21 protein-coding genes and 2 tRNA genes are annotated in these 22875 nt (G+C 44.5%); 15 read left to right on the top strand and 8 right to left on the bottom strand.

What is annotated here, in order from left to right; genetic code table 11:
• Positions 1–29 precede the first annotated feature (29 nt).
• Positions 30–338, top strand: a complete 309-nt coding sequence (locus tag C942_RS14685) for a glutaredoxin domain-containing protein (RefSeq protein ID WP_007466939.1) — start codon at positions 30–32, stop codon at positions 336–338.
• A 312-nt stretch (positions 339–650) separates the two neighbouring features.
• Positions 651–2315: a tetratricopeptide repeat-containing response regulator gene (locus tag C942_RS14680; protein WP_007466936.1), complete on the top strand. Its 1665-nt coding sequence runs from the start codon at positions 651–653 to the stop codon at positions 2313–2315.
• An 82-nt stretch (positions 2316–2397) separates the two neighbouring features.
• Here C942_RS14680 and brnQ read toward each other — a convergent pair whose 3' ends face one another.
• A complete protein-coding gene (gene brnQ, locus C942_RS14675; protein ID WP_007466934.1) occupies positions 2398–3699 on the bottom strand; it encodes a branched-chain amino acid transport system II carrier protein in 1302 nt (433 codons plus the stop codon).
• 715 nt (positions 3700–4414) lie between these two features.
• On the opposite strand from brnQ, the gene gloA2 reads away from it, so the two are divergent.
• From gloA2 to C942_RS14625, 10 genes are all read left to right on the top strand, one after another.
• A complete protein-coding gene (gloA2, locus tag C942_RS14670) occupies positions 4415–4798 on the top strand; it encodes an SMU1112c/YaeR family gloxylase I-like metalloprotein (protein WP_007466932.1) in 384 nt (127 codons plus the stop codon).
• A gap of 110 nt (positions 4799–4908) precedes the next feature.
• Positions 4909–5847 (top strand): sugar kinase, encoded by a 939-nt coding sequence (locus C942_RS14665; RefSeq protein ID WP_007466930.1) that lies wholly within the window; start codon positions 4909–4911, stop codon positions 5845–5847.
• 13 nt (positions 5848–5860) lie between these two features.
• Positions 5861–6493, top strand: a complete 633-nt coding sequence (locus C942_RS14660) for a bifunctional 4-hydroxy-2-oxoglutarate aldolase/2-dehydro-3-deoxy-phosphogluconate aldolase (protein ID WP_007466927.1) — start codon at positions 5861–5863, stop codon at positions 6491–6493.
• Positions 6494–6870: 377 nt separating this feature from the next.
• Positions 6871–6944, top strand: a tRNA-Cys gene (locus C942_RS14655).
• Between the two features lie 54 nt (positions 6945–6998).
• Positions 6999–7085: transfer RNA gene (locus C942_RS14650), tRNA-Leu, on the top strand.
• A gap of 177 nt (positions 7086–7262) precedes the next feature.
• The gene (locus C942_RS14645) at positions 7263–8003 is read left to right on the top strand and encodes a 5-oxoprolinase subunit PxpA (RefSeq protein ID WP_007466925.1); all 741 of its coding nucleotides are present in this window, start codon (positions 7263–7265) and stop codon (positions 8001–8003) included.
• Positions 8000–8707 (top strand): 5-oxoprolinase subunit PxpB, encoded by a 708-nt coding sequence (gene pxpB, locus C942_RS14640; protein ID WP_007466923.1) that lies wholly within the window; start codon positions 8000–8002, stop codon positions 8705–8707. Before C942_RS14645 ends, pxpB begins: the two co-directional genes overlap by 4 nt.
• 11 nt (positions 8708–8718) lie before the next feature.
• Entirely contained in the window at positions 8719–9621 is a 903-nt protein-coding gene (locus tag C942_RS14635) for a 5-oxoprolinase subunit C family protein (RefSeq protein WP_051035834.1), read from the top strand.
• Between the two features lie 32 nt (positions 9622–9653).
• Positions 9654–10244 (top strand): gamma-glutamylcyclotransferase family protein, encoded by a 591-nt coding sequence (locus C942_RS14630; protein ID WP_007466919.1) that lies wholly within the window; start codon positions 9654–9656, stop codon positions 10242–10244.
• Entirely contained in the window at positions 10228–10479 is a 252-nt protein-coding gene (locus C942_RS14625; protein WP_036800331.1) for a hypothetical protein, read from the top strand. Before C942_RS14630 ends, C942_RS14625 begins: the two co-directional genes overlap by 17 nt.
• A gap of 42 nt (positions 10480–10521) precedes the next feature.
• Here the strand turns inward: C942_RS14625 and C942_RS14620 are convergent, their stop codons facing one another.
• Together C942_RS14620 and C942_RS14615 are read right to left on the bottom strand one after the other, a co-directional pair.
• Entirely contained in the window at positions 10522–11268 is a 747-nt protein-coding gene (locus C942_RS14620; protein WP_007466915.1) for a DUF3108 domain-containing protein, read from the bottom strand.
• Between the two features lie 131 nt (positions 11269–11399).
• Complete coding sequence (locus C942_RS14615) at positions 11400–12947, bottom strand: long-chain-fatty-acid--CoA ligase (RefSeq protein ID WP_007466913.1); 1548 nt, start codon at positions 12945–12947, stop codon at positions 11400–11402.
• 312 nt (positions 12948–13259) lie between these two features.
• Here C942_RS14615 and C942_RS14610 point away from each other — a divergent pair, with 312 nt between their 5' ends.
• Complete coding sequence (locus C942_RS14610; protein ID WP_007466911.1) at positions 13260–13475, top strand: hypothetical protein; 216 nt, start codon at positions 13260–13262, stop codon at positions 13473–13475.
• A 241-nt stretch (positions 13476–13716) separates the two neighbouring features.
• On the top strand, positions 13717–14190 hold the full coding sequence (locus C942_RS14605) for a DUF2947 domain-containing protein (protein WP_007466909.1): 474 nt from the start codon (positions 13717–13719) through the stop codon (positions 14188–14190).
• Positions 14191–14302: 112 nt separating this feature from the next.
• Here the strand turns inward: C942_RS14605 and C942_RS24415 are convergent, their stop codons facing one another.
• The 5 genes from C942_RS24415 to C942_RS14580 form a co-directional block, all read right to left on the bottom strand.
• Positions 14303–15355, bottom strand: coding sequence for a diguanylate cyclase domain-containing protein (locus C942_RS24415; RefSeq protein ID WP_198287495.1), 1053 nt, complete (start codon positions 15353–15355; stop codon positions 14303–14305).
• A gap of 58 nt (positions 15356–15413) precedes the next feature.
• On the bottom strand, positions 15414–16064 hold the full coding sequence (locus C942_RS14595) for a YfiR family protein (protein WP_007466905.1): 651 nt from the start codon (positions 16062–16064) through the stop codon (positions 15414–15416).
• Positions 16061–18130 (bottom strand): TonB-dependent receptor plug domain-containing protein, encoded by a 2070-nt coding sequence (locus C942_RS14590; protein ID WP_007466903.1) that lies wholly within the window; start codon positions 18128–18130, stop codon positions 16061–16063. Before C942_RS14590 ends, C942_RS14595 begins: the two co-directional genes overlap by 4 nt.
• Before the next feature lie 413 nt (positions 18131–18543).
• The gene (locus C942_RS14585; RefSeq protein WP_007466901.1) at positions 18544–19374 is read right to left on the bottom strand and encodes a pirin family protein; all 831 of its coding nucleotides are present in this window, start codon (positions 19372–19374) and stop codon (positions 18544–18546) included.
• A gap of 222 nt (positions 19375–19596) precedes the next feature.
• A complete protein-coding gene (locus C942_RS14580) occupies positions 19597–21219 on the bottom strand; it encodes a VRR-NUC domain-containing protein (protein WP_007466899.1) in 1623 nt (540 codons plus the stop codon).
• Between the two features lie 160 nt (positions 21220–21379).
• On the opposite strand from C942_RS14580, the gene C942_RS14575 reads away from it, so the two are divergent.
• A complete protein-coding gene (locus tag C942_RS14575) occupies positions 21380–22870 on the top strand; it encodes a bifunctional NUDIX hydrolase/phosphatase PAP2 family protein (RefSeq protein WP_051035827.1) in 1491 nt (496 codons plus the stop codon).
• Positions 22871–22875: the final 5 nt, after the last annotated feature.

Raw genomic sequence — 22875 nt, 5'->3', positions numbered from 1 at the left:
TTTGAACCTGATTAAGTGAATGGAATTTTATGTCTGACATGACCATCGAACAGCTTTCTGGCTACAAAAACCTGGTGATCACTCAACCTCATTGTCCTTTCTGTGTGAAAGCGAAGAAGATCCTTGATGATCGTGGTACAGAGTACACCACGTTAGTGCTGGGCAAAGATCTACCGAAAACCACCATGGTAGATTTCATTGAGCAAGTGACAGGCAATACTGTTCGTACTGTACCGCAGATTTTCCTGGACGGTCAGTATATTGGTGGCCATGACGATTTGGTTGCGTTTCTGGAGCGTCAGGTCGATGATTCTGAATTCAGCGACTTTGAGTTATAAGAAGCCTTTGCAACTATATAATTTGCTTAAAGTGTGATTTCACTCGAGTTGAAGAGATAAAAAGATGAGCCCTGGCTCATCTTTTTTTGTTTGTGTCAGGGTAAATTTGATATGAGCCTTGTTGTTTATTTCAGGCTGTTGATTTTACAGAGAAAGGAGGCCGTTTTCATCAGCTAAAGCCAAGCCTAATAAAGATGTATTTATCATATCTTATTGTTAATCATTGGCTTTTTACTATTCTGAAATATAAGGCAATACAATAACTACAACATGGAACGGTTGTGCCTTGATGAGCCATTAAGGGGGGCAAAGATGCTATCTGGAAAGAAGTTTTTGCTGATTGATGACTGCAATACCGCAATTTCATTGATGCGGTCGATGCTCAATATGTCAGGTATTTCAAATGATAATATTGATAGTACCATGGACAGCATGAAGGCCATCCGTCTTCTGGCGAATCATAGTTACGATATCGTCATTTGTGACTACAACATGCGTCATCATATTGATGGTGGGCTGATTTTCGATGAAGTGATCCAGCGGAAATTGCTCCCCAGTGATGGTGTGTTCATTTGTGTTACCGGGGATAACACTCAGCAGGTGGTTTCTCACTTTATTGAGTTGGAACCTGACGATTACCTCATAAAGCCCTTCAGTGCAGCCATTTTCATTGAACGTATTGAGATGGTAACAAGGCGAAAATCTGCGCTTTACCCCCTGCTATTGGCCCTTGATAACAAAGACTATCGAACTGCAATTGGTTTGTGTAAGCGTTACAGGGATGAACTGCCGAAATATAAAGGTTATATCGACCGGATTAACGGTGACTGTCTGTTGCGTTCTGAGCAGCATGAGGAAGCCCGGCAGTTTTATGAAGAAGCCTGTAAAAACAATGATCACTTATGGCCGAGAATTGGGTTTGGTCAGGCATTAAAAGGCCTCGGAAAGCTCAAAGAGGCTGAGGCGGTTTTCGAAGAGATCCTGGCAAAACACCCGAAACAACCATTAGCCAGGAAACATCTGGCGGGTTGTCTTATCGAAGGTGACCGCATCCCTGAAGCATTAGAGCAGTTTAAGCTTTTGCATAAAGTGAATTCAGCTAATCCTATGCGTGAGCTGATTATTGCCAACTTATATGCGGCATTACAGCAGCATGAAAAAGCGGCGATTGGCTATCAGCGGTTTACGGCTAAAGTAACTGGCACTAACCGCTACAGTAGTGGCGCTGCCGGTAATGTAGCCGTATCTCTGATGCTGGCCAGTCTCTATACCAGTAATAATGATGAACATACGGATTTGCTCAAAGAAGCCAGGCACAATCTGCATGAACACAACAGTAATATAGAAACCGAAAAAGAGAGATATGAAAGTGAAGTTAGCGGCTTGACCAGCGTCGCGATACTAGCGTGCCTTCATGGTGAAATTGAAGACTGCTTCAGTATCGTGAACCGTATAGACCTGCAGAAAAAGCCTGTTGATGATTATTACACAGCACTGAATGTTGCCCGCCTTTATGGTTTTTGTGGAATGCCGGACAAATATGAGCAGACGATGCAAACGGCCAGAAAGCTATGTGCCAGAGCTGATGATGCTATTTTGATTCAGTCCCAGGTTAAGTTGATGGAAGCGTGTCATGCCGAGATTAACCACAGGTTGAAAGAGGGGAGTGCGCTGGTAGAAAAAGCGTTTGAACTACGAAGTAATAATCAGGCCAGAGAAGCAATTGAATACGCGTATCGTGCTTTTCATATGGTGCCTTACCATTACAAATTGTGCTTTTTGATCCTGGAACTGACTGCGCTAGCAACCCCTTCTTTTTTAAAAGCCAGTGAAATTAAGGAAATTATTTCGTCCTGCAACTGGGTTTTTCAAAATGATACACGTCCTGACGGCGATCAGCTGGAAAGGGCAAAAGAGCTATATCGAGTAGCGCTGGCCAGAGTTGAAAAAATGGCAAAAGCACCGGCGATGGTCTGAATCTGTTACTGTCGAAGACAACAAAAAGCCGCAGCCTCTTAGAAAGAGGCTGCGGCTTTTTTACTTATAGTAGTGAATTAAATCAGTTAGCCATTTTTGCTTGTAGTGCAGACTTAACGCTTTGCAGTCGGCTTAGTGCCAGAACAATAACGCAAGGCAGGAACCAGCTGGCATGGGCATTATAAAGAGGCAGAGACTGCTCCAGGGTTGCGCTCATGCTTTCTGGCATCTGGCCCAGGATGCTTAGTGCGTCAATTCCACCGAAAACAAAAGCTGTGACGACCATAGCAACAAAGGTAAAAGATAACGAGCGTTTAGCCGGGAACACAAAGGCTGCCAGTACAAGGGCAATCGCAACTGGGCACAGAACCAGGATCGCCGGAAGGCTGACTTTCAAGATCTGCTCAAGGCCAAAGTTAGCGATAACACCAGTCAGAACCACTACGATAGTTGCCGTCATTGAAAATGGGGCACTGAAGCTTTGCTTGTAGTACTCGGCACACGCATTTGTCAGGCCGACTGTTGTTGTCAGACAAGCCATAACGATGATGGCGGCAAGCAACCATTGGCCGTAAGCACCAAACTCACCGGCAACATAACGCGTCAGGATTTCACCACCGTTAGCTGCATTGGCCGCAACTGGCGTTGATGTTGCACCGACATAACCCATCGCAAGGTAACAACCTGACATCAGTACGGCATAGATAACTGCAACTTTAAATGAAGTATTCGCTACATCTTTTGGTTCTGTGACGCCTTTGCTTCCGATTGCCTGGATGATTACCCAGCCAAAGCCAACTGCGGCGATTGCATCCATGGTCATGTAGCCTTGGATCAGGCCATTTGTCATCGCATTGCTTTGATAATCTGCCGTTGGTGCCTGTGGCATGCCCAGTGGTGAGAAGATAGCGGCACAAGCCAGAGCAAGCAGCATCAGGATAAGCATTGGTGTCATTATTTTGCCGATGTAATCGACCAGACGGCCCGGTTTAAATGCCAGCAGCAGAGTGACAGCCGAAAACGCAATGGAAAACAGCATCAGGTGATCGCTGCTTGCAAAAGGCTTCACGCCCATTTCGTAAGCAACAGTAACTGCGCGAGGCATACCAAATGCCGGGCCGATAGCGGTAAACAGCAATACCCAGAAAGTGCTTCCCATCCAGTTTGGCAGCGGACGAGTCAGATTTTGGCTGCTGCTGATTCGGCCTAATACGATCAGCGTGAATGTCGGCAGACCTACTGCGGTGATCAGAAACCCAGCCATTGCCGGAAATAAATTGGTTCCTGCTTCCAGTCCCAAAGAAGGTGGAAAGATCAGATTACCAGCTCCAAGAAAGAGCGCGAATGTCATTAAGCCAGTGGCAAATAAATCTTGTTTTTTCACTGCACATGTCCTGTCTGTTATTTTCGGGACCGTCAGTTAGGCTGAAGAGAAGAAAGATGAAGGGAAAGCGTATCCTCCGTCAGCCTGGCTGACGGAAGTAATACCGCCAGCCTAGTTAATAATCACTAGAATAATGGCGATAATAATGTTTGTTGCGCGCGATACAGCACTCGTGAGCACTTCAGGCAAAGTAGCAAATTGTGAGTCTGTATAAGTTTGCATAAGTAAAACTTTAGTAATTTGTATTGGCAACACAGTCAACATATAAGCAATTTAGTTGGTTGTAAATAGTTTTCTAGAGATAAATTTCATTATTTTCTGTAATAACATTATTTTTATTCTTATCAGTGGTTCTGCCGTCGTCCTAAGCCGTATCATTTTTGAACTGTTTCTCGTACCTGCCTAATGCCTTCTTTTTATTTGAATTTAAACCAGTGGTGACAAAAAGCCGATTGATAAATTAAAAACAGTGCTCACGACCTCTACTTCTCATTTTGAGCTGATGCCGGGCACGAAAAAGGGGGGGGGGCAGGCAAGTCTGAGATGAATGCACTCGCACAACCGGAATTGGGTAAAAAAGACGGTGGTTAATCCCCGTTTTGTGACGCTGATTAGAAAGGAAGCCAGAGACGGCTTCCTTTTTCTTTTGGTTGGTTGTTGCTGTGGTAAATTGCGGCTTTGATAAGTGAAGTCTTAAAAAAGAGAAGAAAATTACATGCTTAAAGGGATCCATCACGCAGCGATTATTTGTTCTGACTATCAGAAGTCGAAACACTTCTACGTCGATATTCTGGGGTTAGCGATCATCGCCGAAAACTATCGTGAAGCCAGAGATTCATTCAAGCTGGATTTGCAGTTACCTGATGGCAGTCAGGTTGAGTTGTTTTCATTTCCATCACCGCCGCCAAGGCCTAGTTTTCCGGAGGCTCAGGGCTTAAGGCATCTGGCATTTACTGTCTCGTCGGTTGAAGCTTTCGTTGAATACCTTCATACACAGGGTGTGGTGGTTGAGCCGATTCGGGTTGATGAGTATACAGGAAGGAAATTCACTTTCTTTCAAGATCCTGACGGTTTGCCTCTGGAGCTTTATGAGGGCTGAAACTCAGACTGGCCATAGGGCTGCAAAATAATTCTCTAAATGTTGCCGAAATGCAGACCTTTGTTGTGCTGTAAGACTTCCGCCTTCCATTACGCTTTATATAAAACGAAATGATTCAGGGTGACAGCGTGAAGGTTGCTTTTTTTGGTGAGTGCATGATCGAGCTCAGCGGTCTGCCGTTGCAACGCACCTTTGGGGGCGATACGTTGAATACTGCGTTATATCTGTCTCGACTTGGTCAAAACCGGGGGATCGAAGTCAGTTACGCAACGGCGTTAGGCATAGATCATATTAGCCACGAAATGTTGGAATCGTGGAAAGCGGAAAATATTGATACTAGCCTGGTTCGCCGGCTGGACGAAAAACTGCCGGGGTTGTATCTGGTGGAGACCGAGCCTAACGGTGACCGCCACATACATTACTGGCGCAACGACAGTGCCGCAAAGTTCTATTTTTCGGTCGACTATACTCCGCTGGAAAGCGCGATTGATCAACACAAAATTGATGTGCTTTATATCAGTGGAATCAGTCTGGCAATACTGGCGGAAGAGTCAAAGGCAATTTTGATTACTCTGTTAGAGAAACATAAATCGAACGGCGGTAAACTGATATTTAATAATAATTTTCGCCCTCAGTTGTGGACAACGAGGCAAGCGAAATACTGGTACTCCCAGATTGTACCCTATACAGATATTGTCCTTAGCAGCGAAGAGGATGAGAGTCTGGTCTGGGGGGAACACGATGTTGCTTCTTTGTATCAGCAGGCAGGCTGTAATGAGGTTGTGATACAGCGGGGCAGAGCAGGTTGTAAAGTCTACTCTGGTTTGCAAAGCGCGCAACCTGAATGTTTTCAGATAACGGCAAACCAACCTGAAAGGGTGGTTGATATTTGTGCCTGTGGAGATGCATTTGCTGCCGGTTATCTGGCTGCAAGGCTGACAGACGGTACAGAAGGTGCAGCAGCAGAATTGGGCCATCAATTGGCTTCTATTGTTATCCAGTATCCGGGAGCAATTATCCCTCCCGGAGCGATGAAAGCATTAACGTAAGGAACAAAAGGCAATGCCACAAACATTGTTAGAAAAATTAAAAAAATTCAAAGTTGTGCCTGTTATTCAGATTGATGATGTTGAGCAGGCGGTGCCATTGGCGAAAACACTGGTTGAGAATGGATTGCCTGTGGCTGAAGTCACATTCAGGACCGAAGCGGCAGAGGAAGCTATCCGCAAGATGCGTGAAGCCTATCCGGATATGTGTATCGGTGCCGGCACCGTGTTGAATTCCGGACAGGTAGATCGTGCAAAGGATGCCGGTGCAGAGTTTATTGTGGCACCAGGGCTTAATCCAAATACTGTGCGTTATTGTCAGCAGCAAGGAATTGCGATGGTTCCGGGAGTGAACAATCCAAGCCAGATTGAGCAGGCAATGGAACTGGGACTTACCTTCCTTAAGTTTTTCCCGGCTGAGGCTTCCGGCGGTATCAATATGATCAAGGCGCTTTTGGCTCCTTACGTAGATGTTGAAATGATGCCGACAGGCGGTATCAGCAAGTCCAATGTCGGAGCTTATCTTGCGACAGATCGTGTTGCCTGTTGTGGTGGTACATGGATGGTGGCTCCAGCCCTCATTAATGCCGGTGACTGGGAAGAGATCGGTCGACTGGTCAGAGAAGCGGTAGAGCTGGTGAATCAGTAAATAGACTCGAAATCTAGGATTTAAACAGCTTCTGTTTGCAAAGCCATTGGGAAAATCTGATGGCTTTTTGCCTTGTGGGCTTAACGGCACAAAAACTTTCTCAGGCGTGAGAATTCAGGTTGTCATCAGATAAAGCAGATTGAATAGACAAAATTGATGGAATTTATCAGTGACATTGGAGACTTATGTTTGTAATTTGCCCAATCTTAGAGAACTATAAAGAATAAAAAGTGTGCACTAAGTTATTATAAATAGACCTATTGCACATTAATTCAGCAAGTAATGCTGATTACTTTAATTTGCTGTTGACTAAGGCTGACCAATCCGTAGAATGCACCACGTACCGAGACAGAACAGTCTTTCTCAGGTAACTCAGAGGCGCGTTGGCAGAGTGGCTATGCAGCGGATTGCAAATCCGTGGACCTCGGTTCGACTCCGGGACGCGCCTCCATTCTACAAAGAATTTTTGATATTGATTATGTCAGTATCAACGCAAGAATTGCGTGCCCTGGTGGTGGAATTGGTAGACACAAGGGATTTAAAATCCCTCGACGTTCGCGTTGTGCCGGTTCAAGTCCGGCCCGGGGCACCATCTATTCGAAAGGCTTACCGAAAGGTAAGCCTTTTTTCGTTTCTGCTATCGAAGCTCCTTTCAAAACAACTGAAAAATCAGTGTCTTCCGTATTTTCCGTTTTCCCTTCTCCTTGTCGGATTGACTATCTCTGTGTAATGTTAAATTAATGTAACCATTTCATGGCAAGGACTGGCAATGAAATTGAATTGCGATATGGGAGAAAGCTTTGGTGCCTGGCAGATGGGGCACGATCAGGCTGTGATGCCATGGATTGATATGGCGAATATCGCCTGTGGCTTTCATGCATCAGATCCCAATGTCATGGCGCAGACTGTCTCATGGGCGCTTTCCCATCAGGTTGAAATAGGTGCTCATCCTGGTTACGACGATAAGCCCGGATTCGGTCGCCGTAGTATTCCTCATGCTATGACCGAAATTACTCAGCTGGTGGCTTATCAGGCTGGCGCATTAGATGCGATATGCCAGCTACAGGGTGGGCATATCCGCTATATCAAACCTCATGGCGCACTTTATAACGACATGATGTCGAGAGAAGACATTTTTGAAGCAACAGTTAAAGCTGTTGCCGGTTTGAATCAGCGTCGCCATATTGCACTTAAATTGATGATCCAGGCTCAGACCGATAACGACCTTTTCAGGCAAATAGCTGAGTATTACCGGGTCGGGCTTTTATATGAAGCATTTGCTGATCGTGCTTATGACGAGTCAGGATTACTGGTTCCACGCACTCAGCCGGGAGCGGTTTATCAAGATGTTGAACAGATTAAAGAGCAGGTTATAAATTTAGCTGAGGGGCAGGTTACGACAATTCAGGGAAATAAGCTTAACCTTGCTGCCGATACGGTTTGTGTTCACGGTGATAATGAGCATTCGATACTGACTATCGAAGCGCTGCATAAGGTGCTTCATCCATGATACGTGTCGAGCCCGTTTCTGAAACCTGCATGATTGTGTATTTGGGTGAGCAGATTGATACCAGCCTGACACCGCAGATAAACCTGCTGGCAAGGTATCTAAAGCAAGGTTTCGCGGAGTCTCTGATTGAAGTCATTCCTTCATATACATCTCTTTTTATTCAATATCACCCTCGTCTTATTACGTATCAGGTTTTGTCTGATGCGATCATGCAGTTTGCATCTATGCTCGACAGTAAGAAGAGAAAACGTCGTACGCGAGAGGGGAAACTGATCACCTTGCCGGTTTATTATGATCCTGATGTCGGCCCGGACTTATTGCATGTTGCCCGTGAACATAACCTGGAAATTGAACAGGTGATAGCCTGTCATGCTCAGAAAACCTATACCGTCTGCGCGGTTGGTTTTGCGCCGGGGTTTGCCTTTCTCGCCTCGGTTGAGCCTGAAATTGCCACGCCTCGCCATGCCGAGCCCAGGATGAAAATTCCAGCAGGCAGTGTTGGTATTGCCAATGAGCAGACCGCGGTGTATCCGGCAGAATCGCCCGGTGGTTGGCAAATTATTGGTAATTGCCCGACACCCTTGTTTTCGCCTGAGAGTAAACCAATGTCGCCGTTTAACGTCGGTGACAGAGTGAAGTTTGAGGCTATATGCAGGCGGGAATTTGAAGATCTCGGAGGAAGCGTTTGGCCACACTGGAAGTAATACAGCCGGGAATGTTGAGCTTGATCCAGGATACAGGGCGATTGGGAGTCGGTGCGCAAGGGCTGAGCCAGGGAGGTGCTGTCGATCTGCATGCCTACTGTTGGGCTAATCACCTGTTAGGCAATGATATGAATTGTCCGCAGATTGAAATCACGCTCGGGCAGGCCTGTTTCAAAGCACATGGAGACATGCTTTGTGCGATTACCGGTGCGGATATGAATCTGACGGTAGATGGCAAGCCTCAGGTTTGCTGGCAAAGCTTTTTACTTAGAAATGGGCAAGTACTGAAGTTTAATTTACCACGTTATGGTGTTCGTGCTTATCTGGCTGTCCATGGTGGCTTTTCTGTTCCTGAAGTGTTAGGGAGTGCTTCAACGGTTGTCCGAAACGGTATCGGTGGAGTGGCACAGGGTACACCATTGCAGCAAGGTGACTGCTTGAAGGCGATAAATTTCAACGGTGCAAAATTCAAGTTATTCTCAACACCGGCGCGGTTTATTCCGGACTATCAGCAAGGGCTTCAACTCAGAGTTATTGAGTCATGCCAGGCAGACAGTTTTTCAGATTCAGCTAAGCAATCCTTTTATAGCGGCACATTTAAAGTCACCCAACAAACGGATCGAATGGGATGTCGACTTGAAGGTCCGGAAGTCACTGGCCACATTGATGGTGTTATTTCTGAGGGGATAGCCTATGGAGCTATCCAGATCCCGCCTAATGGTCAGCCCATAGTATTGCTTAACGATCGGCAGACGTTAGGCGGTTATCCCAAATTAGGGTGTGTTGCCCGAATAGATGTGTCGAGGCTGGCTCAGGCGAGACCAGGTCAGCAAGTTCGTTTTCTAAAAGGTGATTTGCAGGAGTTACAAGAGGAATGGCTGACCTTTTCCCGCTTTTTTGGATTGCCGTTTTAGTTGCCTGAACGAAACCGTGAACAGGAGTAAGAATGTATATTTTTGGCTATGGAAGTCTTATTAACCATCAATCGCGTAAGCTGACAGGCCAAACAGGTGAGGCGTTACCGGCTAAGGTCAGTGGGTTGGTTCGTTCATGGGGAAAGGTTGATGGCACTTATAAAATCGCGCCTTTGGTTGCTGTTGAAGGGCATGGCGTATGTAACGGTGTACTTGTTCCAATACAGGGCATTGTTTTGAAGGATTTTGATCGCAGGGAAAAAGGCTATCGGCGTATTGAGCTGGATCCGACAAGCTTAATTGTTGAAGGCTGCGACATGCCAAATGTGCCTGTTTGGGCGTATGTTCGATCTGATGTTGAGCCACCTTGTCAGGTAAAACCAATAATGCAGACCTATGTTGATACTGTTCTAGCCGGTTGTTTCTCTATTTCACAGCAATTTGCCAAAACATTTGTTGAAACAACCAGTGGCTGGCATCATCCTCTGTTTGATGATCGTCAACAACCCAGATACGGGAATTATGTTGGTGTTTCTGAGAATAAGCAGGCATTGATCGACAGTTTAGTCACGGATATACGCCGTGACGTCAGTGGTATACAGAGAGATGGCAAAACCGAATAAGAAAGGGCCGACAAAGACGGTCGATATATTTTGTAGTGGGTGTAAAAGTCAGCTGTTTAAATATCGGAAAGGTGGCAAAGGGGCGTTGGTTAAGTGCTTTAAAGAAAGGATTAGTCGTGACTACACAAATGAGCATTGTATTTGCCCTGAGTGTCAGGCTGTTTTTGCAAGAGAAACTCTGGTGAGAGGAACGCCTGCTTATAAGATTATTGGTGGTAAAGCTTATATGAAGTAGTCGTGTTTTGTTTTAGTTCAAAGGATCAGCGAATTAGCAAGCCTAATTGATTTTGGCCAGCTGGTTCGGGCACTTTATATTACTCTTGGTTAATAATGCTTGCAGGTTGAGAAGCTTACGTTTATACGTGGCTTTAACCAGCTGATAGTCGACGTCAGGGGCAAACCACATCACCAGCTTTCGGTCATGCTTGCGTACTTGTTCAACTCGAAACGCATTTAGTCGGCCAAAACGGGTTTTGATCTTTTCTTTTCCCTTTACTTCAAAAAAGTAATGGTCCACATCATTCGTGTCCTGCAACTTAAAGTTGAATGATGTTTTACCTTCGATAAGGTTGTGTCTTATCTGGCTGCCAACAGCATCTCCATCCATGATGGGAATGTCTGTACTGCTGAAATTAGCGGTTGCTCCGTTGTAATTGATTACTGAGCGGCTTCCTTCTTCACTGAAGGTTGCTGAGGCTGAGCCAGCCAGAAGCCCGGTGATTTGACGTGAAAATGATTGGGTCAGAAACGAATTTCGCTTTTCTGACCAATAAACTCGGCTCTGTTGTTTTAGTTTGCTTTTGGCGACGACAATGTCGACTTTACTGTAGGAGTAAATGTCCACATTTTTATCTTGCCATCTGAGTGTTCGGGTCAGATACCCAATTTTTTGCTGGCTGAGATAGATATCGTATGTAAAGGCCTTGGTGCACTGGTGAAAAGCCAGTGACGGATTGGCGTAAATAGATGTTGAATAAAGTAAGGCACTGATACCAGAAACGATTGTTGTGAATAGATTTTTCACTGTGCCTCCGTACAGTCTCGCTCCATCATTATTACGTTAGCAGTGGTAAAGAGATCACGCAAAAGTCATTGCTATTGAGTGGGAACTGTCGACGTGATGGCAGGCTGCTGAACAGCCTGCGTTACATGAACTTATTTCAGCAGGCGCTTGAGGATTTTTCCGGTTGCTGTCATTGGCAATGAATCAACAACCTCAACCTGGCGAGGGTACTTGAAGTCAGCCAGTCGTTCACGTCCCCAGGCAACAAATTCTTTCGGTGTTGTTTGGGCTTCATCTTTCATGATGATAAAGGCTTTCACTTCTTCACCGTAAGTTTTATGCGGGATACCGACAACCGCCACCATGTGAACATCCTGGTGGGTCATGAAGGTTTCTTCGATATCACGCGGATAGATGTTATAGCCGCCGCGAATGATCACTTCTTTCAGGCGGTCGACGACGAAAACATATCCGTCCTCATCCATTTTGACGATATCGCCGGTATGCAACCAGCCATCCACAATGGTTTTTGCTGTTTCTTCTGGTTTGCGGTAGTAGCCTTTCATTACATTATGGCCACGGATCAACAGCTCACCTTCTTTGCCTCGTGGCTGGGTCTTTCCTTTATCATCGACCACTTTCATGGTGACGCCGGGTAAAGGCTGGCCGATACTACCCGGTTTGCGTTCGTATTCAAGGTGATTAAATGCTGCCACCGGTGAAGACTCCGACAGGCCATAACCTTCAATTACTGGCACATTCAATTTTTCTTCAAACTGTTTCAGGATTTCAACCGGCATTGAGGCTCCACCTGAAATAGCCACTTTCAGGTTTGCGGCGATATCTTCAATAAAGTCACCGCCATGTTTTTCAGCAAACGCAAGCAGGCCGATGAACATGGTCGGTACGCCGGCTAAGTGAGTCACTTTATGCTGATGCATCTGTTGCAATACGGTTTTGGGTACAAAACGCGGGATCAGAACCAGAGCACTGCCAGCAAGAATCGAGGTGTTCATGATCAGCGACTGACCAAAAGTATGGAACAGAGGCAGGATAGCAATACTGACATCTGTACCTTTCTGATTAGTCAGAGCCTGACATGCCTGAGCGTTGCACAACATGTTACTCTGACTCAGCTCTGCGCCTTTCGCGCGGCCAGTTGTGCCGGAGGTGTAGAGTATTACACAGGTATCCTCTGCTTTACGGTAAATTGCATCAAAGTGATTTTCTTCAGTTTGTAACCACTGGTTAAAGCTATGGGCTTCCTGCGAAGCCGGAGATTCATTGCCTTCGGTTTCAATCAGGATGAAATGCTGGCAGCTTTCTGTGTCACTGAATCCCTGATAGCCGTATTCACCACATGGAAGGGCACTGTTGCCCTGATAGCAAATCAGAGCGACAGCATCGGAATCATCAAGATGATAGGCAACTTCAGGGCCTTTCAGCATGACATTGAGCGGAACAGTGACGGCCCCGACCTTCTGAATAGCATAGTAACCGATAACAAAATCAGGTGTATTGGGGCAGGAGATAGCCACTTTGTCATCTGGCTTGATGCCCAGCCTGACAAGTTGATTTGCCACGCGGTTAACCCTCTTATTCAGCTCACTGTAGCTGATGGTTTGATCGTGGAAGATGAGGGCTGTGTCATTACCGCGAAAAGTGGCATTACGTTCCAGGTTCGTAGCAAGGTTGTACATAGTATTCAGTTCTTATCTTTGTGATGAATGGCACCATGAATTGATAATAGCGAAGCCATTAATGTGGTTTTCACGATAAAAATATTAAAGTTTTTTTTCAATATAAATAATTATTTTTTAAAGGGAAATTATTTAGATTGTTGTACTGGGAAAAAGACAAACGAACACTTAAAAATTAACACACTGATTTTATGGTTAATTTGAAAAATTTGTTTGAAAGGTAATTGTGACTGTTTGATTGCGGAAATTTGACGATTTGCTTACTCACTCCTATTTTTTGTTACTGGGTTTAACTGAGAGAGGTCAACTGTAATGAAGAGAATGAATTCATCATATCGTCTACAGATCATCAAAGAAGTCGCAACCAGACGCCGCTTGTCAGAGCGCGGTGATCCTATGGCCTGCCACATATCTCAGTTACTCGATGAACGAAACCATAAGTTAGAGATCCCGGACAAGCAATTTAACGGCTGTCATTATGACGAGAATGTCGGCGGCTGGGTGAGTAATTTCTGGGATACTAAGTAATCCCCAAAGGTGACCGACAAAGTATCTATTGTTTGATTCAACTTCTGTTTGATTCAACTTCGGGCTTTACCCGGAAAGTGAAACAAGAGCCAACAAAAATAGTCTGCTACCTCTGTTGGCTCTTGCTTTGTTCTGATTTAAAACAGAGGGCCGTATAATTTTGATATCAACGGGTGCGAACACTGGAACAAAATGAACGACTGAGGTACATTGCCCCGTCAATGTTATATTAGGTCGACCAATGAACTACGTAGAGCTGGATAGTTATTCCCGCAAGTGGATTTTCACCCACGCCTCCATGCCTGTCGAGGCAGCCGATTTAGAGCAGATTAAACCCTTGACTCAAGCCCGTTCCGCGCAGCTATGGCGTGAGCATATCAGTAGCCAGAGCCCTGACGCAGATCATTTTGAAAAGGGTGACTGGGCTTTTGATAAAAACATTTGGTCTGAAGCTGTTGACTGGCAGCAAGCCTGGGACTGTGATGAAAACGATCTTCCTTCAGAAATCTCTGAAATCATTGACTGGGAAGACAACACCACGGTTTATTTCTGTTACGAGAAATACAATATCATTGAAACCAAGTGGGGTGTTTTCAAACGTAATTGGAAGAACTTTTTGTTCTTTGATGATGGCCCGATGCTGATTGGCCGTAAGAAAAAGCAGGTACTTTGGTTTAGTTCAAACGGTACTTTTAAACACGCTAACCGCGGCTAAAGTTGTTGCAGAATACCCGCGTATTCCCATTTAACAGGCTCCGGTAGCAAAAGAAATTTCAGATAACGTCTTCCTCTCCGGAAGACGTTATTTTGGGTAGTTTCCATCTGATTCAGTTGAATTGGTTATATTCACTTATTTGTCCCTTTCCTGAAAGCTTGGCATCGTACATTGCTTCATCAGCCTGTTTTATGACTTCTTCTGCATCAAGCGCATTATCAGCCGATACATAGTAACAGCCGATGCTGGCATTAAGTTGCAGCTGCAACTTTCCAAGGTGCAGTGGTTCTCTGATTTTTGACAACAGCCTTGCGCTTGTTTGTCTGGCATCTTCTGCACTTTTAACCGGATTCAGAACAGCAACGAATTCATCCCCGGCTAACCTGGCTATGATATCGCTGTCTCTCAGTGTGTGACGAAGTCGTTCTGCAATGACTTTAAGCGCCTTGTCTCCGGTTTGATGGTCATGGCTATCATTGACTGATTTAAAGTCGTCCAGATCAATGAAGAGGACTGCCATTTGTGAATGTGTGTTTTTTAACTGCGTAAGTTGCTGTGTTAATTCTGTATGCAATTTACTGCGGTTGGGTAGCTCGGTCAGCATGTCATGAGTGGCAAGGTATTCCAGTTGTTCAATTTTCTCTTCTGATGATTTATCAGCCAGTAGCCATGAAAACATCAGATAGATGAAAACGCTGCTGAGAAGAAACAAGCCAATCATCAGAAGCAGGCTTAGCTTGAAATGATTAAATTGCATTTGCTTTAGTGCTATAAGCGAAACAGCAATCCTTAGTTGTCCAATTTGCTCTCCTTTCATATCAATAGGCACAAACATGTAGAGCATTTGAGATCCAAACACATAACTTTGCTGAGCAAGTTTTGTCTCTTCATCTTTTGAAGGGAAGATAAAAGTGATTTTCTCATTTTTATATTGGCTGAATTTTTGCTGGTTGAGCGTGTTTAGCTCCACGCGGGCAATTAGAGGATCTGCTTTGAAGGCCGAGAGAATTTCCGTTGCTTCGATACGGTCGTTAAACAGAATTGCGGCGTCCAGGTTTCGTCCGACGCCATTGGCCAGCACTTTAGTCCGACTTATTAGATGTTCTTGCTCAATGCTTAAATACACCTGATGAGTGATGAATTTAATAGTGATAAAGGCAAGCATGATGAAACTCATTACAGCGATGGTGAGCCGCATATTCAGCGGCAGGCGGTTGGCCCATTTAGTCATGAATGCCTCCTTTCTGAACGTCATGATGCAGAGAGATTCTTAGCAATTGTGAACTGACAGTCAGGCGTCCCCTGTCTACATTATCAAGCCCGATCACTGGCTTTACCTGATTGTTTATCGATCTCAGTTCGATCATTCCTCCCTGTTTAGTAAAGCCTTTGTTACTGCTTACTGTCAGTACTTTTTCATACTGAGGGATTCGTTGCAGTTTGCGCATTTTTCGCTCTGTGAGGTATAGGATCTCACAACGGTTGCTTGCCTCACTTAGGTTCTTCAGTGAGATAAAGCTAGATGCATATCCGGGAATGCCTTTGTTTTGAACTAAGTTCTCTAGCGTAACTGTGACGCTGTCTCTGCCTAGGCAGCAAAAGCGAATGTCTGTCAGTTTGTTCGGCCAGTGCACAAAGTTTGCAAAGTGATGGATATAGACCGCTTTAATTTTATAGTCTGCAAAATTGGTGGAATCGGGTAATGCGGCTTCTGTTTTTGCAATAGCGAAGATAAATAAGCAGCTAACAAGTTGAGTCACCCATATCCGTAGTCGCCCCCGAGATCGAAAAGCCTCAGACTTACTGTCAACAAAACGTTTATGACTGAACTGTTTATGATCCAACATTGCCAGGTACTGAAACATCATTCTCATAAGAAGTCCCATGATGCTCGAAGGTAAGCCGTTTCTTCAATTTTGGCTTTCCCTGGTTGATCTTCATATTGTTCTTTACCAAGAGCATCAATAATCAGCTCAACTTTTGGCCAGTCGGGTTTTTCCTGCCATGCAAGCCGAACATCAAATGTGCTGACGGATGGGGCATCAAAAGGTTTGTGGCCATTTTTGAATGTCACACCGGAGTTTACTGCGCTCTTGTATCGGTACCATAAATCCAGTTGCCATGCTTGTGTGATATCCCATTGAGAGAATACAGAAACAAAATGGTTTGGTTGATATTTATATTTTGCCGGATAGCCCCCGAATGTATCGGTGTCGCAGTACTTCAGGCCTTGGCAGTCAGGTTCGGTATTGATGAAGCTGTAGCTTGTTTGTATACGTAAATTGCTCAGTGGCTGCCAGTGGAAAGCCGTTTCAAATCCGACACTTTCTGCGTTCAGTTGATTCGTGTAATGAGAAGACTGAACAAACAGTCCGCCAGGTACGGTTACACCATCTCGACAGGAGCCGAAGGAGCAATAAAGGTAAGGCTCATCAAGCATCCTTAAGTGTTTATAACGGCTGTAAAAGACAGTGCTGTCGATACTCAGTGATGGTGAATGTGTGTAACGATGGCCCAAATCCCAGGTAATAACAGATTCATTTTCCATTTCTTCATTCCCGAAAGTGAATTTAAGCACCGGGAATCTGCCCGTTTGAGTTGGTGAGATTGGCTGAGCGGTGTCTGTAAAAATATAATGATCTGTTACTGAATCAACCACAGAAGGTGTAACGACAGCACGGCCGGCACCTGCCCACCATTGATGTAGGGGAGAATAGGAATAAAGAACCCTTGCCTGCGGTTGCAGTTCGGTACTGTGATTCAGGGTGAAGTGTTCTATCTTGGTACCCAAGGTTGTCGTAATGGTGTCACTAAGTGTGGATTCCAGCTGCAAATAGGCATTGTAGATGGTGTCAGTGCCCTTTGGTTCTCTGGTTACGCGCCCCCATAACGGAAGTGTGTCATTTTTTCCTGTTGGATAAGAAGCATTATGTCGGTGAACCAGACGGATACCCGCTCCTGAGGTCAGCTCATGTACTGAGTTGAAGCGATTTCTGAGCAATCCCTCAAAATCTATAGTATAAAACTTACCGTTTGATGAGGGTTCAGTGCTGGAGTTGGCATCTGCCCACAGGCTGACTTCATAATCGGTTTGATTATGCTGTTTAGTGACATCCATACTGATGTAACCACCGTAGGAATAATCATCAAATTGTTCTGGTTGCAGGTAGAAATAATTTAATTTCTTATTCAGGCCAACGGTTAACCAGTCATGGGATGATTTATTATGGTAGCCACCGGATTCGAAGATAATTTGTGTGTCAGAGTTGAAGTAGTCGACCCTGATTCCACCGCGATAGTTTTCCCACTGGTCGTCGTTAAAAAAGTAGTAGTCTGACTTCAGTCCCTTGGCGAAGACTCTTGCTGTTGTTGTTTCTGACAGTGTCATACCATAACGGTAATTGATTTCGCGGTAGTTGTGTTCACCAGCACTGATTTCAAGATAATTGCCAAGTGTATCCCGGCTGTGCTTTGTGATGATATTGACCACGCCGTTTGCAGCATTACCACCCCACATCGTACCGGCAGTTCCGCGTATAATTTCAATACGTTCGATATCTTCAAGGACGGTATCGACGGTATCCCAAAAAGTGCCGGACATCAGTGGGCTGAAAACGGTACGACCATCGATCATCACTAATAGTTTGTTAAACAGAACTTCATTTAGCCCCCGTAATGAAACCTGCCAGTTAAACTCACTGATTTTTGTCACCTGTACACCGGGTGCCAATGCGAGAGCCTCGGCAATAGAGCGTACGCCGCTACGTCGGATCTGTTCATCGCTGATGACATAAACTGCACCGGGAACTGATGACAATGACTGCTCTTTTTTAGCTGCGGTAGTTACCGTGATTTGCGTTGCAGACAGATCTTCAAGGCTCATCGCCATTAAAGTATCAAGATCATTAGATTTCACTGATGCTGAAAATAATAAAGGCATCAATGTGAAATATGTCATTAGGCTTTGGATTAGGCCAGAATTTAATTTAACTTGTTCTTTCAAAACGTTTTATCGGGAATGCTGTAATCTGTATTGATATAGAGCAATAGTAACAACAATCCTAAAAAAGTGAATTATTTCATTGGCTTGGAATTGATGTCTGTTTTTGTTGTTTTTATTTGTGGGTGGAATTATTTGTGTTCAGTTTTGTTTTTAGGGAATGGGGTAATTAGGGTATTTTTCTCACTATTGATTAAGCTTATACAAATAGAGGTGTGAACCGGAAATGTATTTATTAAATCAATAAAAAAGGGTCAAATTTAACCTCAGATAAGAGCGAGCAGAAAATGGTCAATTGCTTTAGGGAATAGAATTATTTCGAATAAGAAAAATATTTCAATAAACAGGTATTATTAATGTCTTAATGATGCCATTAGTTGTCTGATTTTTTGGGTACCTACCGCCATGTTGCTACTGGAAGAATGAACGGAGCTACCAGATGAAATGAAAGGTTGGTGTAGTGGCTCACCTAGTGTGACAAAGATTCTGGCTCCAAGGTTGCCGGTTCGTATCTCCAGTGGCAGCGAAGAGGCTTCGAGTACGCCCATTTGCCGAGGATGAAGTTGACTGCCGCTGACATAGACATTACCGGAGCGAACATAAATAAAGCCAGATGTCAGATTGTTCTCAGGTTGAAAAGACCAGACGCCATATGGCGCAATCATGATATCGAGGTAAGTCAAAGGAATACTGTGTCTTATGGGACTTGTTTCTGTTTTGAAATCACCGACAAGTATCTTAGTTGTTGCATCTTCTTCTTCAACTAAAGGAAGCTTATCTGCGGAAATGTTACTGCTTATAGCATCGGACATTTCGGTTTCACCCGCAGGTAGGGCTGTCCACAGACTGAATGATTCGACATAGCCGTTATTGGGGGTCATGGTGTCTTTGTGTATGACTCCGTTACCTGATGTCATCACATGGATATCACCACTTGCTAACGTTACCCGGCTACCGGCTGAGTCAAGATGACGCAGCTTTCCAGTGACGGGGTAACTTATAGCTTCGATGCCTGAGTGGCCGTGGTAATCAAGACCTGTATTCAGCACAACTTCTTTTGCTTCAAAGTGATCCCATAGTACAAAGGGGTCAATTTCACTGATGTTATCGTCTGTAATAAAGGCCGTAATGGTACCTGCTTTTTGGCCGTAGCGGACTTTTGTTATCTTTCTTGTGTTTTTCATGAGCCAATACCAGATTAAAAGAGCGAGCAAGATGAAAATTTATAAGTTTGACTTTTTTAATTGAGAAATGATTTCAAATATATTCATATTGATTAAATCTTAGACCTTTGATGATAATTTTCTCAAGGTGAAATCACCTTAAAATTAGTGAAATTTAAAGGGATTAATAATTGTTAATTATTAGTTTTAAGATGCAATCTCACATGCGCAATGCTTAAATCGTCAATCTTTATGCCAGGTAATGAAATCAATACATGCGGGTATGTCTGATTGGTTAAACATCTTCAACCAGCGAGCCTGGTTACTTTGAAGTTTATCGCCTGGTCCCTTCACCTCAACCCATTGGTATTGATTGTTTTTGAACATAATAAGATCAGGAAAGCCTGAGCGATTATTCCTGGGATCAAATAGCATACGTTCAAATAAGTGGGATAGGGTAGAGTAAGGAATGCTATTTACCGTTAATTCGATGATGTCTTTGCTTAGACTATGCCAGTTAACCCAGTCGTTACTCAGGCCTTCCTTCTGATTATAGATTTCCAGCCAGTTACACCATGAGCCTGAGGATATGTGTTCAAGGCGCTCTGCTATCATCTCCGATCGCTGAGTTCTGAATTCCGGAGTGAACATATCCCGTGGTGAGCGTTGATATGGGTTCAGAAATGCTCCCGGAATGGGAGAAAAAATGATATCCCAGAAAGCCAGACCAAACAGACCGCAAATCAGGCTGTTTTCAAGATAAAAAACAGTCCACCCTTGCTCGGTATAATAGTCAACGACTGCCAGCTCAACGCGTTGTTCGGTATGAGGTAAAACCAAGTGGTTTTCGTTAAATGAAGTTTTTTCCGCAGGAGAGAAAGGGCGTTTTAGTTGACGACTTAGCTTCTTTTCTAACGTCAGGGCGACTTCACTTTCTTCTTCAGTTAGCGGAGTGTTCTTCAATTTAAGTGTTAGTGTCAGCGCTTCGTCCTGAATACCGAGCTTATCTAGGATACGGATTTGACGCTCACGAGATGGGGGTAATTCACTTTGTCTGAAAAGTGTCAGTGCTTCCTCTTGCATGCCAAAACGTTCAAGGTCTCTGGCAACATGATTGATGAGCTTCTGACGCTTCCGCTCCAGTGGCGGCCACTCAAAGCGGGTGGGAATATTACTTACCATATTAACAATGGCATCATGGTTTTTCTGTTCTTTCGCATTCCAGTAGTCATCCGCCAGCGAGGTCAGAACAAGCCAGCTCTCAATTTGTTCTCGTGACTGGAATAAACGCGTTTCTTTATCAACCGGGTAGGACTCGAACTGATGAAGTCCGAGGTCAGAAAGGACAAACTGGCTCAAATCCTGATGGCTGTTACCAAAGAAAAGCAGCAGAAAAATCTCCAGGTTCTGCTGGTGGCAGATGTAGAAGATAGTTTGTCCGAATTCTTCGAGCTTCGGAGATAGCTGATAGAGTTTCTCAAGTAACGCCGCTTTATGGGTGGACTTGTGTTTGTTAAGAGCGGGAAACAGTGTGAGCAGTTCCGGCTTAGTAAAAAGAGGTGCTATGTGTTCTGTGCACCAGTCTGGGTTATTGATTTCAATGAAACCCGCTTTTGCCAGTTCTCTGGCAGGCTGAGTCAGTTCACCAATTTCAGGGTAGTGGAGTTTGTCTTTTCTGTAATAAAGGCCTTTTCTCGAAAGCAGACGTACATAAAGCATCCTGGCTGACGGGGATAGCTGCCTGAAAGCTTTAAGCCAATCTGTTTCATTTTGGTTGAGGAGATCAAGGTAGTGCTGTTCAACTGAATCAACCAGTCGTTGGAAGTTATGGAGGTAGTAATCTGAAGCGAGTTCGGATGGTTGCATATTGTTGTCTTAATCGAATAACTCAACGCTAAGGACAAATAATTATTCTTATAACCCATGAATTTTTTGGAAAAAAGTTATATTCATAATAATTCTCAATCGCTAACCCTGCGCGATATTGATATCATAACAGTAACGTCTTGATTGTATAAGGTTTGTTGTGTTGACTCAGTTAAATGTCTTCATTCGATTATCAGTGCTGCTTCTGTTGGTAAGCGTAGCATTGCCTGCATGGGCAACAGGTTTACCAGCAGATAATGATGCAAAAAGCTCACGGGATATCGTCGGTGCTGTTTGCATTATTCGGCATGATAATCAAATGATTATGTTGTCTGAAGTTATCACCCAAAAGTTTGCGTTGCCCGGCGGTTATATTGAGCGAGGGGATTCTCCGAAAGAGGCAGCCATAAGAGAAGTGCTGGAAGAAACCGGTATAGATGTAGAAGTTGCAGAACTGCTTCAGTATCGCGAGCGTGCTGCAATATTCAGTTGTGTTGCTAAAACACCAATTCTGGTCTCTTCATTTAAGGATCGGACCGGTTACCCGATCGTTGCATCCTGGTTTGCTAAAGATTATTCCGTTGAAGTTAAACGCGTCTACCTTGCGACCCCGAATGATATTGCGCAAAAGGATTATCGTTATCCGGATGATGCGCCTCTGCTGAATTCATGGTTGGAAAGAACCCCGAACAGCGAAATTGAAATTTATCGTGACCTGTTGGAACAGGTTAACCCTATGCATAAGTTGGAGTTAAGCTGGATTCAGCAGCTGCAATCGACTGTCAGGGCAATGCCGGATGCTTCCCGAGCGATTTTGGAAGCCATCGTCTATTTGGGTAATTTACCCGGCGAACCGATCTTTATTGCTTTACTCATTATCTTTGTTGCCGGATTCTTTGGTCCTCATGCCTTACTTCAGCTGGCTGTATTATTGTTTGTTGCTATTTTTACAGCCAATGCGCTTAAGCTTGGTTTTGCATCACCGCGACCGTCCGACATTATGCCTGAATTGCAGCAAGCCAATGCTTACGGTTATGGTTTCCCAAGTATGCATACTTTGTTGGCGACCATATTATGGGGCATGTGTTGGCAATTGCTTTCCCTTCGTGTCGGCAGAACATTCAGGTGGCTATCACTGCCACTATTCCTGTCTCTTGTTGTTTTAATGGCTCTGGCTCGTGTCTGGTATGGTGTTCACTTTATTAGCGACACGTTAGCCAGTGTATTGCTGGGAATTGTAATGGTGGCGATGATGATTCTCTGGCATGGAGCATCATCTTTTTCCTTGCAACGTTGTATCTCAGATAAATGGTTCTGGTTCTATTTAACAATGCTGGTGGGTATTACAGCTGCGCTGACCTTCACACCTTCTTTTGCTTATCTTTTTGCTTTGTTGCTGGGGATCTTTTTGGCCGTTGACTGGTTGCCAAAACATGAAGTTTCTATCGGACTGTTACCGAAGGCTCTGACAACTGCCTCGATACTGGTTGGTATTCTACTGATTAACTTCTGTGTGAAATGGCTGGCAGCGCAGGCATCAGTGAGCCTGATTGTGTTGAGTATTCGTTGTTGTGGTTTTGCGTTTGCCGGACTGTGGCTTGTTGCCGGATCATCAATTTTGTCAGAAAAAATAGCGGCTAAATTTTCTTAAATGTC

This window comes from Photobacterium marinum (assembly GCF_000331515.1).
In the GTDB taxonomy this organism is placed as follows: domain Bacteria; phylum Pseudomonadota; class Gammaproteobacteria; order Enterobacterales; family Vibrionaceae; genus Photobacterium; species Photobacterium marinum.
This window is presented reverse-complemented; position numbering and strand designations above follow the sequence as displayed.